Genomic DNA, 16,934 nt, shown 5'->3' with positions numbered 1-16,934 from the left:
CAAGAAAACACGGTCGATCGTCCAAGGAAGCTCGGTCATTTGACCAGGTAACTGCCCGTTCGACGGTCAGTATTCCGACCGTCCTGCGGCCACCCGTGCAGCCGCCTCCAGCGCCATCCATCCCGAGAGCTGTACGGACAGGTCGCGCTCCGGCGTCTGAGAGGAATGGACTGCGCCGGCGATGAACTGCGCATCGGATCCCGACGCAGTGGGGATGACGGCGCCGGTGCGCCAATCGGCGCTGAACAGCGGCGCGCCGTCGACGATCGCCCTGGTCTGCCAGACGGCCTCGGCGGTGTCGAGCACGATCTGCGCGGCCCGGGAGCGCGTGCGCCCGGCACCCGGACCGTCGGGCAGATCGGTGGCTATCAGGGCCAGGTACCGCACCAGGATCCCGGCGAAGAGGCCGCCGTCGCCGCCACCGGCCCCGGGCACGATCCGTGCCCGGCGCAGGCTGGCATCACCGGCGGTGTCGGGGTCGGCGGGATCGTCGACGACGGTGAGGTCGGCGTCGACGAGGAGGTGGGTCTCGATAGCGCCGAGGAGTGCGATGATCCGCTCGCCGTGCCGTGCCGAGGCGGCGTCACCGTCGGCGCTGGCGCGCAACGCCTCCACCTCTGCGCCGAGGACCACGCCCTGGCAGTAGGTGTAGATCGCGGTGACGATTTCCCAGTCGGTCTCGCCGGAGTCGGTGACGACCTCCTTGATGCCGTCATAGATCAGTCCGGTGTCGGGGGCGAGGAGCTTCTCGTGCATCCAGTCGCACATCGCGACGGCCCGATCGGTATGGCCGGTGCGCGCCATCAGGATGGCGCCGGGGCCGTTGGCCGGGGTGTTGAAGAAGTAGTCCATCGTCCGCCACGGGATCCCCCCGCCCTTGGGTGGTGCCCACGACCGCAGGATCCGGTCGGCCAGCACCCGTTCGGCGCGGGCGCTCCCGACGCCGAGATGGCGGCGTGCCCGCTCGACGGCCAGACCGAGCCACGCCATGTCGTCGTAGTAGTCGTTGGTCCAGCGGCCCAGATTGCGCAGGTGGATGCCGCGGAGCAGTTTCGCGACGAGGTCGCGCCCGACGCTGCCGGGCCGCGCGGCCTCGGCGTCGACGAGGAGGTCGAGCAGATGCGCCTGCCACCAGTAGTGCCAGCTCGGGAAGAGCGCCGCCAACCGCCCCTGTAGGCCGTCGGCCCGCCCGGGCCGCGGCCACGCGACGGCGGCGATCGCAGTCCCCGGGATTCGCGCGAGTCGGTGCAGGTGGCGGCCCAGCACGGCGTGCGCCGCCGCGTCGGCACGTGCGGCGGTCTCGGTCTGCATCGAGCGCGTCGACGACCAGTCGGGATCGGAGTCACCGGATTTGGATCGCTGCGCCATAGCCGGTAGCCTAGGCGCTTGTCGTGGGCACGCGCTCACGACAAGGTTCAGCCAGAGACCGTTGGTCACGGGAAGTCGCACGACGACCCGTCGAAGGTTCGGCGTCACACACGCCGACGGCCCACGCAGGATGACCCGAGGACCACCGTACGACGGTAATCGTCGACGATGTGCGCCCCGTGTGCTTCCTGCGCGGGGCGTTTTTTGTTGTGCGGCCCCGAACGCCGGCGCCTCTGAGCTCAATGTGAAATGAGAGGAGGCGAAGTATGGCCAAGTCCGACAAGGTCGCCGCAGTCGCGGAGATCGCTGAGCAGTTCAAGGGAGCCTCGGCAGCGGTCGTCACGGAATACCGTGGCCTTTCCGTTCCGCAGATCTCCGAGCTGCGTCGTTCCCTCGGTGAGGGCGCAACCTACTCCGTCGCCAAGAACACCCTGACCAAGCTCGCCGCGAAAGAGGCGGGCGTGGAAGGGCTCGACGAGCTGTTCTCCGGTCCGACCGCCATCGCCTTCATCGAGGGCGAGCCGGTGGTCGCGGCCAAGGCGATCAAGACTTTCGCCAAGGACAACAAGGCGCTTGTCATCAAGGGCGGCTACATGGACGGCCGCGTGCTGTCCATCGCCGAGATTGAGACCATCGCCGACCTGGAGACCCGTGAGGTCCTCCTCGCCAAGCTCGCCGGTGCCATGAAGGGCAACTTGGCCAAGGCAGCCGGGCTGTTCAACCAGCCCGCATCGCAGGTGGCGCGCCTCGCCGCGGCCCTGCAGGAGAAGAAGCAAGCCGCGGGCGAGGAGTAGATCCCCTCCGCACCACCGACCATCCGGTCAACCGCATAACCCGGTCGGCACTGCGCCGCAGTGTTCGACCACCTAAAGGAAGGACGCCATCATGGCGAAGCTCAGCGCTGACGAGCTCATCGATCAGTTCAAGGAACTGACCCTGCTGGAGCTCAGCGATTTCGTGAAGAAGTTCGAAGAGGTCTTCGAGGTCACCGCGGCCGCCCCGGTCGCCGTTGCCGCTGCCGGTGCTCCGGCTGCCGGTGGCGCCGACGCCGCTGCCGAGCAGGACGAGTTCGACGTCGTCCTCGAGGGTGCAGGCGAGAAGAAGATCCAGGTCATCAAGGTCGTCCGCGAGGTCGTCGCCGGCTTGGGTCTGAAGGAAGCCAAGGACCTCGTCGAGGGTGCGCCGAAGGCTCTCCTGGAGAAGGTTTCCAAGGAGGACGCCGAGGCCGCCAAGGCGAAGCTGGAAGAGGCTGGCGCCTCGGTTTCGCTCAAGTGAGCCGTTGACCGGGCCAATCGCGCTCGGTCACAACAGGTTTGGCACCAACGCCCCGCGAGGCCTCCCTCGCGGGGCGTTGGTGTCTGTGTTGGTGTCTGTTCTGCCCGATTCTGGGAGGGGCGCGGGGGAGGGGCAGACGAGGGTGGTGGGGCGCCGGTGACGGGTTGGAAGCAGTGTGACGGCAGGTCGGGGGCCGAGTGGATTATGAGCAGGATCATGGGATACTCTTAGGCACCGTTAAGGGGCTACTCGCGAGTAGGGCCGCCCGTCGCAGAAGGTTGTATCTGGGTGCGGGGTCGGAATAGGCGCGTCAGTGAGTTAGAGTGACTCCGACCACAACTGTCCGCAGGGGATGCGGGAGTCACAGTGACTGCCGTTCGAGGACGCATGACTGGAGGGAACCGCAGTGGGTGTTGAAGTAAGCGTGGAGGGCTTGACCAAGTCCTTCGGATCGCAGAACATTTGGCGAGACGTCACCTTGACCCTGCCCGAGGGCGAGGTCAGCGCGCTGCTGGGCCCGTCGGGTACCGGTAAGTCCGTCTTCTTGAAGACGCTGATCGGCCTCCTCCACCCGGAGCAGGGCTCGGTCATCATCGACGGTACCGACATCACGAAGTGCTCGGCCCGTGAGCTCTACGAGATCCGCAAGCTGTTCGGCGTCCTCTTCCAGGACGGCGCGCTGTTCGGTTCGATGAGCCTCTTCGACAACATCGCCTTCCCGCTGCGCGAGCACACCAAGAAGTCTGAGACCGAGGTCCGCTCCATCGTCATGGAGAAGATCGACCTCGTCGGCCTCGCCGGTGCCGAGGACAAGCTCCCCGGTGAGATCTCCGGCGGTATGCGCAAGCGCGCCGGCCTGGCTCGCGCCCTGGTGCTGGACCCGCAGATCATCCTCTGCGACGAGCCGGACTCCGGTCTGGACCCGGTCCGTACGGCGTACATCAGCCAGCTGCTGATCGACATCAATGCGCAGATCGACGCGACGATCCTGATCGTTACGCACAACATCAACATCGCCCGCACGATCCCCGACAACATCGGCATGCTGTTCCGCAAGGAGCTGGTCATGTTCGGCCCGCGCGAGGTGCTCCTGACCAGCGAGCAGCCGGTCGTCAAGCAGTTCCTCTCGGGTGACCGTTTCGGTCCCATCGGCATGTCGGAGGAGAAGGACGAGGCAGTCGCCGCGGCCGAGGCCGCTATGCAGGCCGCGGGCATCTCCGGTGGTGGCACCAAGGACGACTTCAGCGAGATCATCGCGCAGGTCCAGCCCAACCCCGGCATGCCGGAGCGCAAGGCTTCCCAGCGTCACCGCCGCAACGTCGAGGAGATCATCCACACGCTGCCTGCGAACGCCCAGGAGGCGATCCGCCGCAGCATGGAGGAAGAGGACAAGCTCCTCGCCGAGAACCGCGCCCAGGCGGCCGTGCAGGCTGGCGCAGCGCAGGCAGCCGCTGCTGCGGTCGCCGCGGGCAGCGCAGCAGCGGGCGTGACCGCCAATGCCGCCACGGATGTGTTCAACACCGTGGGCGAGGCTGCCGACGAGGGCAGCTGGGTGACGCCGTCTGATGATCGCGGGAGTTCATAACGATGACGACTGCCACCAAGCGTGGCGTTGATCGATTGGCTAGCGCCGGCTCGGGTGCACTTGAGCAAACCGGCCGGATCGTACAGCTATTCATCGACGTCGCACGCCAGTCCGTTGTGCGCCCGTTCCAGTGGCGGGAGTTCATTCAGCAGGCCTGGTTCATCGCCAGCGTCACGATCCTGCCGACGGCGCTCATCGCAATCCCGTTTGGCGCGATTGTGTCTCTGCAGACCGGTTCGCTGATCAAGCAGATCGGTGCTGAGTCGTACACGGGCGCGGCGAGCGTCTTGGTGGTCATCCAGCAGGGTTCACCCCTGGTGACATCGTTGCTGGTCGCGGGCGCGGCCGGGTCGGCAGTAGCCGCCGACCTGGGCGCGCGCACGATTCGCGAGGAGATCGACGCCATGGAGGTGCTGGGCATCAACCCGATCCAGCGCCTGGTGGTGCCGCGCGTCTTGGCGATGATCCTCGTCGCCATCCTCCTCAACGGCCTGGTCGCGGTCATCGGCATCGCCGGTGGCTACTTCTTCAACGTGGTGGTCCAGGGCGGTACCCCGGGTGCCTACCTGGCGTCGTTCGGCTCCCTGGCGCAGTTGCCCGACCTCTATATATCGACGGTCAAGGCGGCCATCTTCGGTGTGATCGCCGGTGTGGTCGCCGCATATAAGGGCCTGAACCCGAAGGGCGGCCCGAAGGGCGTCGGCGACGCGGTCAACCAATCCGTCGTCATCACCTTCCTGCTGCTCTTCTTCGCCAACCTGATCCTGACCGCGGTGTACCTGCAGGTCGTTCCGCCGAAGGGGGCGTAACCGTGTCTGAAGGTGGCGTGACCATTTCCAAGGGGCGGGCTGACTACCTCGCCTATGAGCTGCGCAAGCAGATCAACAAGCCCCTCTCGGTGCTCGACGGCGCTGGCGAGCAGATGTCGTTCTACGCGCGGACCATCGCCTGGATCCCGCGCACGATCGTGCACTACTACCGCGAGGTGCTGCGCATCCTCGCCGAGGTGGCGTTCGGCACCGGCGGTCTCGCCGTCATCGCCGGCACCGTCGGCGTGATGGTGCTGATGTCGGGCTTCACCGGCGTCGTCGTGGGCATGCAGGGCTATGCCGCTCTGCAGAACCTGGGCGCCCAGGCGCTCACCGGCTTCCTCTCGGCCTACGTCAACACCCGTGAGGTCGCGCCGCTCGTCGCGGGCTTGGCGCTGTCGGCGACGGTGGGCTGTGGCTTCACCGCCCAGTTGGGAGCCATGCGGATCTCCGAGGAGATCGACGCGCTCGAGGTCATGGCCGTCCCGTCGGTCCCGTTCCTGGTCACCACCCGCGTGATCGCCGGCTTCGTCGCCGTCATCCCGCTGTACGTGCTGGGCCTGCTCGCTTCCTACGGGGCCTCGAGAACCATCAACACGGTGTTCAACGGGCAATCGACAGGTGGCTACGACCACTACTTCAGCCTGTTCTTACCACCCGAAGACGTGCTGTGGTCCTTCGGCAAGGTCCTCATCTTCGCCTTCGTGATCATCCTGGTGCACTGCTACTACGGCTACTTCGCCAGTGGCGGCCCCGCCGGCGTCGGTGTGGCCGTGGGCCACGCGGTCCGCGCTGCGCTAGTGCTGCTGGCACTTCTGGACTTCTTCCTCGGACTCGCGATCTGGGGTACCTCGACGACCGTGCGAGTGGCGGGCTGACATCATGAAAACTCTCCGGCGCCGGCTCTACGGGCTGGCCTTCTTCCTGGTCATCGCTGCCTTCATCGGCGGGTCGATCATGCAGTTCCAGGGTCGTTTCACCACGACCAAGGACGTCACGCTGCGCACCGACTCGGCGGGCAACTCGCTGGCCAAACATGCCGACGTCAAGGCGCGCGGCATGACGGTGGGCACGGTGGACTCGGTCCAACCGGGCCCCGACGGCAAGGTGGACATCGTCTTGGCGATGCAGCCGGACAAGATGAACATGCTGCCGAGGGATACGACCGCGCGAATCCTGCCGAAGACCCTGTTCGGTGAGCGCTATGTCGCACTTGAGGTACCCGAAGGGCAGACGAACGTCGCTAGGCTGCAGGCCGGCGACGAGATCTTCACGTCCAAGGCGGGCAATGCCAAGGAAGTGTCGGATCTGTTCGACCGTTTGCTGCCGCTGCTCAAGGCCGTGCCGCCGCAGGACCTCAACGTCACCCTGACCTCGATCAGCCAGGCGCTGAGCGGCCGCGGCCAGGAGATCGGCGAGACCATCAAGCGTCTCAACACGATCTTCAGTGACATCAACGCCCACACCGATGACCTGCAGGAGACACTGCGCGGCCTGGCGTCGTTCTCGACGACCTACTCTGAGGCGCTGCCGGCGATCATCGACGGCTTGGACAACCTGCGGGTCACCGGCAACACGCTGGTGGAGCGCCAGGGCGACCTGTCCGGGCTCATCGCGACCCTGGGTGTTGCGGCCGACGACACGACGGCTTTCCTCCGCACCAACCGCGACGATCTGATCGCCATCTTCACCGGCAGCAGCGAGACGCTAGCGGGCCTGGCACGCCAGTCGCCGACGTTCGGCTGCACGTTCAAGAACTTCGCCGGGCTGATCCCCGAGTCGCGACGGATCGTCGGCGAGGGCACCCCGAATCCGGGTGTGCGCGTGAACCTGCAGTTCGTCAACCCGCGTGGTCGCTACCTGCCCAACCAGGACGAGCCGCGCCTGTTCGACTACGACCGTGGTCCGGTCTGCTACACGCCGGCCTCGAACGGCCGTCCGTTCCCGCAGTACCCCGGTGGCGGTTTGGCCGACGGTTCCTACCAGCCGCCCTCGCGCAACGCGGGTCCGCGGAACATTCCGCAGATGCCCGCTGCGCAGTTCTCGGCGCTGCCCGCAGGTAAGGCGAAGTCCAACGTGTGGAGCGATCCGGTCTACCGGGCGCAGTTGCAGATGATTTACGGCGGCGCCAGCGGCGTCGCGCCCGAACAGGTCCCCAGCTGGGTGACTCTGACGGGTGCCTCGAGGTTGCGGGGAGCGCAGGTGAACATGCGATGAAGTCCATCGTCCCACCCCTGATCAAGCTGATCACGTTCGCGTTGATCACTGTCATCGCGACGGCGATGCTCGCGTTGACGATTGCCAACGCGGGATCGTCTGGCAAGCACGACTTCCAGGCGGTCTTCGACGATGCCGCGATGCTCAACAAGGGCGACGACGTCCGCATCGCCGGTGTGCGCGTCGGTGCCGTGAGCAACGTCGAGGTGTTCGAGCGCAATCGTGCGAAGGTGAGCTTCGCGGTCGACCGCGCCACGCTGCCCGATGGCACGAACGTCCACATCCGCTACCGCAACCTCACGGGCCTGCGCTACCTGGCGCTGGAACGCGGCGCAGGCGACGCGGGCAAGGTGCTGCGTCCGGGCCACGTCTTCGGCCTCGACCGCGGGGACACGACGACTCACCCGGCGGTCAACCTGACCCAGCTCTTCGACGGCTTCCGCCCGGTGTTCCGCCAGCTCAGCCCCGAGGACGTCAACAAGCTGGCTGACCAGATCATCTCGGTGTTCCAGGATTCGCCCGGCCAGAACATGGCCGCGACGATGTCGTCGCTGCTGTCGCAGACGTCGGAGCTGACCAACACCCTTGCCGACCGCGACCAGGTCATCGGCGAGCTGATCACCAACCTGAATAAGGTGCTCGAGACGGTTAGTGCGCACGACGAGCAGTTCGACTCGCTGCTGGTGAACACCTCGCAGCTGGTCACCGGGCTCGCGGCCCAGCGCGGTTCGGTCGGCTCGGCGGTCACCTCCGTGTCCAACCTGACCTCGGTGATGGGCTCCATCCTGGGCCAGACCCGACCGGCGATCGCCGGCGACATCGCAGGCCTGCGTTCGGTGTCGGACCAGATCATGAGCCGGAAGAAGGACGTCGAGGCGATCATCACGAATCTGCCTCCGAAGCTGGAGAAGATCGGTCGCGCCGCGACCTTCGGCTCGTGGTTCCAGTTCTACCTCTGCGGCATCGACGTGGTGATGGGCAACGGCAAGTCGATCTTGCTCAGTGACCCGTTGATCCCGATGCCCGATATCAACCATGTCCTCTACACCAGTGCGGCCACCCGCTGCTGGCGTGACGAGCGGCGACCGGGCTAGGGGTGGAGATGGCTGACGATAAGGACCGCGCAGACATGCCGGACAACGGAATTCCCGACGACGCTCCGACCGAGCAATTCGCCGCCGTCGACGATGAGACGGCGCGCGCGCAACGCGAAGCGGCGGCACTGGCCGCCGATCCGCAGAAGCTGCACCCCTCACGCCGCTTCGCCGGCCGCCGCTCGCCGATCACCGTCGGCGCGCTTGGCCTGCTCATGCTGATCATGCTGTCGGTGTCCTCGTTCTACCTGAGCGACCTGCCGATCCTCGGTGCCGGACCGCGCTATACCGCGCAGTTCTCCGAGGCCGCGGGTCTGCAGCCGGGCAACGAGGTCCGCGTGGCGGGCATCAAGGTGGGCAAGGTCGACAAGGTCGGGCTCAACAAGGACGGCAACAAGGTCGACGTCGTGTTCACCGTGGCGGACACGTGGATCGGCGATCAGACCCAGGCGTCGATCCAGATCAAGACGCTGCTCGGTCAGAAGTACCTCGGTCTGATCCCGCGCGGCTCACACGCCGCCAACCCGTCGAAGCCGATTACGGACACGGTCGCGCCCTACGACGTCATCGAGGCGTTCTCCGACGCGAGCAACCAGTTGACGGAGTTGAACACCGACCGGGTCGCCGAGTCGCTGCAGACGATGTCGGCCGCGTTCTCCGGCACCGCCGGTGACTTCGGACCGGCGCTGACCGGCCTGAGCAGGCTCTCGGCGACGATCGCCAAGCGCGACCAAGAGGTCCAGCGCCTCCTCGCGGCGACCAAGACGACGTCGAAGATCCTTGCCGACCGCAACCAGGAGTTCACCCGGCTGATCGCCGGCGCCGGGCAGCTGCTCGACGAGTTGAACAACCGCCAGCAGTCGATCTCCACGCTCCTCGCGTCGACGACGACGCTGAGCAAGGCGCTGTCCGGCATCGTCGCCGACAACCAGGCGCAGATCGGCCCGGCGTTGAAGTCGCTGCAGCAGGTCGCTGGCGTGTTGACCAAGAACCGCGACAACCTGGGCCGCGCGATCCAGGATCTGGCACCGTTCTACCGGCTCTACGCCAACGTGCTGGGCAACGGCCGCTGGTTCGAGTCGATGGTGACCAACTTGCTGCCGCCGGGTCTCCCGCAGCAGAACACGACGCGTCCCCCGAACAAGGTGAAGATGCTTAACAACGGCGGAACCGAGGCCGGATAATGACGACCCCAGATCTGACGACGACATCCGGACCGGGGCGCTGGTTCACTCCGCGCCACATCGTGGGCATCGTGCTGGGCACGGTCCTGGCACTGATTGTCGGGAGCGTGCTGTGGTGGGCCTTCTCGGGCATCGGCACCACGACCATCAACGCGACGTTCAAGCGCGCCATCGGCATCTACAAGGGCAGCGATGTGCGCATGCTCGGTGTGCCGATCGGCGAGGTGCAGAGTGTCCGTCCCGACGGTGAGAAAGTGCACGTCAAGATGCGCGTCAAGCGCGGACTGAAGCTGCCCGCCGACGTGCGCGCGGTGCAGGTCTCGCCGTCGATCGTCGCCGACCGCTTCATCCAGCTGACCCCGGCCTACACCGGTGGTCCGCGGGCGCCGCGCAACATCACGCTGGGCATCGACCAGACGATGGTCCCCGTCGAGGTCGACGAGCTCTACGCCAACCTCCAGAAGCTGTCCCGTTCGCTCGGCCCCGACGGTGTCAACGCCAAGCGCGGCACCAAGGAGGGCGTCGTCACCGAGTTCGTCCGCGTCGGTGCGGACAACTTGCGCGGCAACGGCGAGAAGCTCGGCTCGGCCTTCACGAACCTGTCGAAGGCTGCGACGACGCTGTCGGACTCGAGTGGCAACATCGTCGACACGATCAAGCAACTGAACACGTTTGTCGCCGCGCTCGACGAGAACGACGCCCAGGTGCGTCAGTTCAACACCCAGATGGCTTCGTTCAACTCCTTCCTGGCCGGCGAGCGCCAGCAGCTCGGCCAGGCGCTGGCGACACTGTCGGTGGCGCTGGGCGACGTGGCGCGCTTCGTCAACGACAACCAGCAGGCGATCGGCGATACCGTGCGCTCGCTGCAGCCGACCGCGAAGCTGCTCAACGACAACCAGGACTCCATCAAGGAGATCCTCACGGTCCTGCCGGTGACGGTGTCCAACCTGATCAACGCCTACGACGCGGAGTCGGGCACGTTGGCCATGCGGCTGACGATCCAGGATCTGCAGAACCTGCTGGCCACCCAGTGCAAGCTGCTCAACCCCGGCAACCTCATGCCCGGCACCCAGCCGTTCCTCGAGTGGCAGCACAAGATGGCGCCGATCATCAGCCACTGCACCGACATCGCCAACCAGGTCGTGGCGGGGACGAGCCCGCTGCTCCCGGTGCTGCCGTTCGGCATCATGAGCAACGACAAGACTCAGCGTTACGTCGTGCCGGGCACGCGTCCGGGCCGCAAGGATCCGGGTCTGATGTTGCCGACGCCGACGAGCCCGAATCCGCAGACGCCGAAGCCGGCCAAGCCGACGCCGACCAAGCCGAAGCCGCGCCAGTCGGAGAGGGGGACCCGCTGATGCGTTGGACCAAAGCAGCCACCGCCGCGACTATCGCCGCGACCAGCGTTGGCCTCCTGTCGGCGTGCAGCGGCCTGCAGTCGGTGCCGCTCCCGGGCGGGGTGAACGTCGGAGATAACCCGGTCACCTACCGGGTGAAGTTCGACGACATCCTCGACCTGGTGCCGCAGTCGTTGGTGAAGAAGGACGGCATCGTCGTGGGTCGGGTCACCGACATCACGATCGCGCCCGACGAGTGGCAGGCCACCGTGAAGATGGTGGTCCGCGACAACGTGAAGCTGTCCGACCAGGTGCATGCCGCGGTTCAGCAGACCGCGTTGCTCGGCGAGAAGTTCGTCGGCTTGACCGAGCCGCCGAATTCCGCGGGCGCACCGGCGCAGAACCCGGACACCCCGATCACCGGGCTCGATTCGGAGGGACATCCGCGTACGAGGACCGCCACCGACATCGAGCAGGTGCTCGGTGCGTTGTCGATGCTGCTGAACAACGGCGGCCTCAATCAGATGGAGCCGATCGTCACGGAGCTGACCAAGGCGATGGACGTCGCCACGGTCCAGGTCACCGGTCCCGACGGCAAGGCCTACTCGGTCAACAAGACCCGCAGTCTGCTGCTCGAGACCAACCGGCTGATCACCAATCTGAACAAGCAGCGTGACGACATCGTGACGGCCATCAACGGCCTGGCGAAGCTGTCGACGCGTGCAGCGTCGCAGCAGAGCCAGATCGAGCAGATCCTGGAACAGCTGCCCGCCGGTGTGCAGGTGCTGGAGGAGCAGCGGCCGCAGTTCGTCGAACTATTGACCAAGCTGGACAAGCTCGGCGTCGTCGGCACCGATGTGCTGGGGAAGTCGCGTGAGGCGATCATCACCGATCTCAAAGCGCTGCGGCCGGTCTTGACGTCGTTGGCCAAGTCGATGCCCGACCTGGTCACCGCTGCGCCGCTGATGTTCACCGTGCCGTTCCCCGACTGGCTTACGCCGGCGGCGAAGGGCGATTCGACGAACCTGTTCATGACGCTGGATCTGCGGCTGCTGAACCAGCTCGAGGCGCTCGGCGTGGGCCAAGGCAACCCGGTCTACTCGCCGCCGAAGGCGCGCAACATCCCGGTGAACCCGGCGAACCCGTACTACAACGGCAACGGCCCGCGCTGGGGCTGGCCGACGGTGGGCTTGCTGCCCCCGCCGCCGAACTCGCGCATCGGTCCGTGGACGCCGCCGTCGTACGGCAACTACCGGCCCGATCTGAAGTACCCGGCTGCCAAGCAGAAGCAGCGCGGCGAGCGGCGCCCGCAGTTCATCGTGTTGGCCCCGCCGCAGCCCGGTGCGACCGCCGTCGATGGTCCGCTGGCCATGCTGGAAGGACGCTGACATGACACGGATGGTCAAGACCCAGCTGATCGTCTTCGCGATCGTCGGTATCCTCGCGATGATCTACGTGGGCATCAACTATGCGCGCCTGCCGCGCCTCTCGGGTGTTGCCGAGTACCCGGTGACGGTGCAGATGCCCGATTCGGGCGGTCTGTTCCCGAACGCCGAGGTGACCTACCAGGGGGTTCCGGTGGGCCGCGTCGCGTCGATGCAGCTGACCGACCAGGGCGTCAACGCCAACCTGAAGCTCTCCAAGAGTGCACCCAAGGTGCCGGCGACGGCGACTGCCGTCGTGGCGTCGCGCTCGGCGATCGGTGAGCAGTTCATCGACCTGCGCCCGACCTCCTCGGGTGCGCCCTACCTCGAGAAGGGCTCGGTGATCAGCAAGGACAAGGTCACGCTGCCCGCGCCGCTCGAGGACGTCGTCAACACGGCGCTGGACTTTGCGGAGTCGGTGCCGGTCGACGACCTGCAGACGATCGTCGAGGAGCTCGGCAAGGCCTTCAACGGACAGGGCGAGAACCTGACCCGCCTGGTGGACTCGCTGAACAACCTGTCCAAGGCCGGGTACGACTCGCTGAACGAGACCATCTCGTTGCTGCAGCATTCGGGTCGGGTGCTGGCCACGCAGGCGCAGCAGTCCGACGCGATCCTCACGTGGTCGAAGAACCTGGACCTGGTGACCGCGACGCTGGCGTCGGCCGACCCCGACGTCCGACGGTTGCTGACGACCGGTCAGACCTCCGCCGTTGCGTTGTCGAACATGCTGCAGAAGCAGGGCGGCGACATCACCAAGTTCGTCAAGGAGCTCGCTCCGACGATCAAGAACGCGGTCGCCCCGACCGGCTACGCGACGAACGCACTGTTCGCGATGTTGTCGGCGCTGTCGGCCGGTGCGCACGCGCCCGCGCCGGGCGATGGGCAGATCCACTACGGCGTCGTGCTTGAGACGAACAACCCGGCGGCGTGTACTGCGGGCTACGAGGGCACTCAGCAGATGATCGATGCGATCAAGCGCAAGAACCCGACGTTCGACATCAACTACGACGACTTCCCGCTGAACCTGAATGCACGCTGCACCGTGCCGCAGGGCTCGGCGACGGCCGTCCGTGGTGCGGCTCGGGCCTCGCTGGCCAACCCGCACATCCCGCAGCCGTGGGACAACAAGCCGAAGAAGGATCCCGATCGTCTCGATCTGAATCCGTTGGCGAGCCAGCTCGCCTGGCTCCTCGGCGTCCACCCGACGAAGGGGTAGTCGGTACGCTGACCAGGCCTTTCGAGGCGCAGCGCGTTCCGTCGTGCCCGGGATTGGCCCTGGGCACGACGGCGCCGATAGAGTGGTGCGGATATGAGTGACGAGAAGAACGCCGACGACTCGGTCGACGAAGACGTGACGACGCCGGAATCGGCCGCCGACGATGCGGCCGCTGCCGACACGGCTGACGACGACGAGAAGGCCGCGCAGACGGCTGTGGTCGATGACGACGCGGCCGACACCGAAGATTCTGTCGAGGCGGATTCTGCGCCGGCAAAGTCGGCAAAGTCGGCGAAGCCGGCCAAGCTGGTGAAGGACGCCAAGGCGGCACTGCTCACCGGCGGCCTCGGAGGCTCGTGGACGATCGCCGGCTTGATCGCCGTAGTCGGACTGATCGTCGGCCTGGTCGGCGGCATCGTGGGCGTGCGCGCGTACATCAACGGTTCGACGGCGCAGGTGCGTGACGCGGTGGTCGCCACCGCGGAGACCGCCGCGATGAACGTCACCACGATCGACCCGCGCAACCCGGAGAAGTTCAAGGAGAACGTCGAGTCGGTCCTGACCGGTCGGGCACTCCAAGAACTGCGCGGCAAGGGCTTCGAGGAAGTGCTGAGCCGCAAAGATGCACCGGGCCGCCTGGAGAGCCGCGTGCGCCGCAGCGCCGCCACCGAGGTCAACCGCGGGGAGAAGGCGGGCAAGGCGCTGGTTTACGTCGAGGTCGTCGCCAAGGCGCCCGGACAGCCCGACGTCCCCCAGACGATGGGCTTCCTCATCTCGGTCCGCAAGATCGACGGCAAGTACATGGCCGACTCGATCGCCGCGTTCAACCCGATTCCCTATGCCGACCAGCAGCGCGGCAATCCCGCTGGCGCACAACCGAATCCACCGAATCCGACCCAGGCGCCGGGGGGTAACTGATGTCTGACATGCCCCCCAAGAAGAAGCGTCCCCGCGTCGCGGGCCAACCGCGTCCGGGGTCATCGACGGGTCGCCCGGCGACGGGTTCCGGCAGTGCGAAGGCTCGCCCGACGGGTACCCCGGCCGCGTCGAAGCGTGCCCCGATCCAGCGCCTCGGTTCGTCCGACGAGTCGGCTTCGGCGTCGACGGCGACCCCGAAGAAGTCTGCGCCGCGGACCCCGACGACCAAGCCCGGACGCCTTGCGTCGGGCACCGGATCGGTCCCGTCGGCGGGTGCCGAGAAGTCGTCGACCGGCAAGGCCGGCGCGGGCAAGGTGAACCTGGGCAAGGCGAGCTCGGCAAAGGCCGGAACTGCCAAGCCCGGCGTCGCGAAGACGGCTCCGAGCCGTGGTAGCGCGGGAGAGGTCGCGTCGACGCGCGGCCCGCTCATCCTCGCCGCCATCGGTGCCGCCGCCCTGCTGATCGGATTGATCGGCCTGCTGCACCCCGGCGCCGGCGATCTGAGCGACAAGAGCTTCATCGACAAGTCCGCGACCTCGGCGGTCCTCGGACAGACCGAGACCGCCGCCTGCGCGATCCTCGGCCCCCGTCGCGGCGAGACCATCGACAAGTGGATTGCGACCTCGCGCGGCGTGCTCATCGGTGCGGCCCGACAGGAGTGGGAGAAGCAGATGCCCACCAACCGGTCGATGATCGAGCAGACGCAGCAGACCAACGACTGCCGGGTCGACGCGATCGGCCTGCGCGGCCTGACCGGTGGCGGCAACGGCGCGACCGCCCAGGTGCTGGCGAGCTTGGTCATCAGTATGAACCAGGGCGCCGCAAACGCTGGCAGTCTCGTCGTCGGAATCCAATACCAAGTCGTCAACCAGGACGGCAAGTGGAAGATCAGTCGCGTCGACGCCTGGTGACCAGGAACGGCGAATCCCCACATTTTTACGCGTAACGCTTGACGTTCGCCCTGTTAGCGGTCACTCTATTGCCAGGACCGCGCATTCTCAGCCAGCGAGCGCGGACACTGCGACAGACGCGACTTGACAAAGCGCGTCTATTTTCTGATACAGTTGGACGTTGCGCTGGCTGCCTCCTGTCCACCTTTGATCCGCCCGTCCTGCACGCGTTGTGCTGTCTCGAGCGTTTCGCCATGTCAGGTCGCCAGACCAGCGACACAGGCGCAAGCCCACCTCGTAGCAGCTAGTCAACTTTCGTGTTGGAAGGACGCATCTTGGCACCCACCCGCCAGTCCACCTCAACCACTTCGATCCCCGGCGCACCACACCGCGCCTCTTTCGCAAAAATCTCCGAGCCGCTGGAAGTTCCCGGCCTGCTCGACATCCAGCTGGATTCGTTCCAGTGGCTCATCGGCTCCGACGCCTGGCGCGCAGAGGCCGTCGCGCGCGGTGAGGAGAACCCGCAGGGCGGCCTCGAGGCCATCCTGCACGAGCTGTCCCCGATCGAGGACTTCTCCGGCTCGATGTCGCTCTCGTTCTCCGATCCGCACTTCGAGGACGTGAAGGCGAGCATCGCCGAGTGCAAAGACAAGGACATGACCTACGCGGCGCCGTTGTTCGTCACCGCGGAGTTCATCAACAACAACACCGGTGAGATCAAGTCGCAGACCGTGTTCATGGGCGACTTCCCGATCATGACCGACAAGGGCAGCTTCATCATCAACGGCACCGAGCGTGTCGTCGTGAGCCAGCTCGTCCGCAGCCCCGGCGTCTACTACGACTCGTCGATCGACAAGGCCACCGAGAAGACCCTGCACACCGTCAAGGTGATCCCGGGTCGCGGCGCATGGCTCGAGTTCGACATCGACAAGCGTGACACCGTCGGCGTGCGCATCGACCGCAAGCGCCGCCAGCCGGTCACCGTGCTGCTGAAGGCCCTCGGCCTCACCGCCGACGAGATCCGTGAGCGCTTCGGCTTCTCCGAGATCATGATGTCGACGCTGGACAAGGACCCGACGTCCAACTCCGACGAGGCGCTGCTCGAGGTGTACCGCAAGCTGCGCCCGGGCGAGCCGCCGACCAAGGAGTCCGCGGAGGCCCTCCTGGAGAACCTGTTCTTCAAGGAGAAGCGCTACGACCTCGCCCGCGTCGGCCGCTACAAGATCAACAAGAAGCTCGGCCTGACCGACAACCCGATGAACGGGCCGTCGACGCTGACCACCGAGGACATCGTCGCGATCGTCGAGTACCTGGTGCGCCTGCACGACGCCGACCCGCACGTCACCCCGTTCGCGAAGGTGGCCGGGCCGGACAGCCTTGAGGTGCCGATCGAGGTCGACGACATCGACCACTTCGGCAACCGCCGCATCCGCACCGTCGGCGAGTTGATCCAGAACCAGATCCGTGTGGGCCTGTCCCGCATGGAGCGCGTCGTGCGCGAGCGGATGACGACCCAGGACGTCGAGGCGATCACGCCGCAGACCCTGATCAACATCCGGCCGGTCGTCGCCGCGATCAAGGAGTTCTTCGGGACCAGCCAGCTGTCGCAGTTCA

14 protein-coding genes and 1 pseudogene are annotated in these 16,934 nt (G+C 66.4%); 14 read left to right on the top strand and 1 reads right to left on the bottom strand.

Annotated elements, in window-relative coordinates; translation table 11 throughout:
• Positions 1-66: 66 nt before the first annotated feature.
• A complete protein-coding gene (locus tag B4L26_RS18675; RefSeq protein ID WP_290721429.1) occupies positions 67-1,368 on the bottom strand; it encodes a glycoside hydrolase family 76 protein in 1,302 nt (433 codons plus the stop codon).
• Between the two features lie 266 nt (positions 1,369-1,634).
• Here B4L26_RS18675 and rplJ point away from each other — a divergent pair, with 266 nt between their 5' ends.
• The 14 genes and pseudogenes from rplJ to B4L26_RS18605 all read left to right on the top strand — a co-directional run.
• Positions 1,635-2,162, top strand: coding sequence for a 50S ribosomal protein L10 (rplJ, locus tag B4L26_RS18670; RefSeq protein ID WP_290721428.1), 528 nt, complete (start codon positions 1,635-1,637; stop codon positions 2,160-2,162).
• A 91-nt stretch (positions 2,163-2,253) separates the two neighbouring features.
• The gene (gene rplL / locus B4L26_RS18665) at positions 2,254-2,643 is read left to right on the top strand and encodes a 50S ribosomal protein L7/L12 (RefSeq protein ID WP_290721427.1); all 390 of its coding nucleotides are present in this window, start codon (positions 2,254-2,256) and stop codon (positions 2,641-2,643) included.
• A 406-nt stretch (positions 2,644-3,049) separates the two neighbouring features.
• A complete protein-coding gene (locus B4L26_RS18660; RefSeq protein ID WP_290721426.1) occupies positions 3,050-4,228 on the top strand; it encodes an ABC transporter ATP-binding protein in 1,179 nt (392 codons plus the stop codon).
• A 2-nt stretch (positions 4,229-4,230) separates the two neighbouring features.
• Positions 4,231-5,037 (top strand): MlaE family ABC transporter permease, encoded by an 807-nt coding sequence (locus B4L26_RS18655; protein WP_290721425.1) that lies wholly within the window; start codon positions 4,231-4,233, stop codon positions 5,035-5,037.
• Positions 5,038-5,039: 2 nt separating this feature from the next.
• Positions 5,040-5,915, top strand: a complete 876-nt coding sequence (locus tag B4L26_RS18650; RefSeq protein ID WP_290721422.1) for an MlaE family ABC transporter permease — start codon at positions 5,040-5,042, stop codon at positions 5,913-5,915.
• A 4-nt stretch (positions 5,916-5,919) separates the two neighbouring features.
• Positions 5,920-7,254: an MCE family protein gene (locus B4L26_RS18645; protein WP_290721419.1), complete on the top strand. Its 1,335-nt coding sequence runs from the start codon at positions 5,920-5,922 to the stop codon at positions 7,252-7,254.
• Positions 7,251-8,348, top strand: coding sequence for an MCE family protein (locus B4L26_RS18640; protein ID WP_290721416.1), 1,098 nt, complete (start codon positions 7,251-7,253; stop codon positions 8,346-8,348). Before B4L26_RS18645 ends, B4L26_RS18640 begins: the two co-directional genes overlap by 4 nt.
• A gap of 35 nt (positions 8,349-8,383) precedes the next feature.
• Complete coding sequence (locus B4L26_RS18635; RefSeq protein ID WP_409563525.1) at positions 8,384-9,532, top strand: MlaD family protein; 1,149 nt, start codon at positions 8,384-8,386, stop codon at positions 9,530-9,532.
• Entirely contained in the window at positions 9,532-10,890 is a 1,359-nt protein-coding gene (locus B4L26_RS18630) for an MCE family protein (RefSeq protein ID WP_290721410.1), read from the top strand. Before B4L26_RS18635 ends, B4L26_RS18630 begins: the two co-directional genes overlap by 1 nt.
• Entirely contained in the window at positions 10,890-12,257 is a 1,368-nt protein-coding gene (locus B4L26_RS18625; RefSeq protein WP_290721408.1) for an MlaD family protein, read from the top strand. Before B4L26_RS18630 ends, B4L26_RS18625 begins: the two co-directional genes overlap by 1 nt.
• 1 nt (position 12,258) lies before the next feature.
• Positions 12,259-13,512, top strand: a complete 1,254-nt coding sequence (locus B4L26_RS18620) for an MlaD family protein (RefSeq protein WP_290721407.1) — start codon at positions 12,259-12,261, stop codon at positions 13,510-13,512.
• 93 nt (positions 13,513-13,605) lie between these two features.
• Complete coding sequence (locus B4L26_RS18615) at positions 13,606-14,430, top strand: hypothetical protein (protein ID WP_290721404.1); 825 nt, start codon at positions 13,606-13,608, stop codon at positions 14,428-14,430.
• Positions 14,430-15,341, top strand: coding sequence for a hypothetical protein (locus tag B4L26_RS18610; protein WP_290721402.1), 912 nt, complete (start codon positions 14,430-14,432; stop codon positions 15,339-15,341). Before B4L26_RS18615 ends, B4L26_RS18610 begins: the two co-directional genes overlap by 1 nt.
• 296 nt (positions 15,342-15,637) lie before the next feature.
• A pseudogene (locus B4L26_RS18605) lies at positions 15,638-16,934 on the top strand (DNA-directed RNA polymerase subunit beta); the annotation flags it as partial.

Origin of the sequence: Gordonia sp. UBA7599, assembly GCA_002477755.1 — a bacterium.
Taxonomy (GTDB): Bacteria; Actinomycetota; Actinomycetes; order Mycobacteriales; family Mycobacteriaceae; genus Gordonia.
Note: the sequence above shows the minus strand (reverse complement) of the source record. Positions and strands in the feature narration are given on the sequence as shown.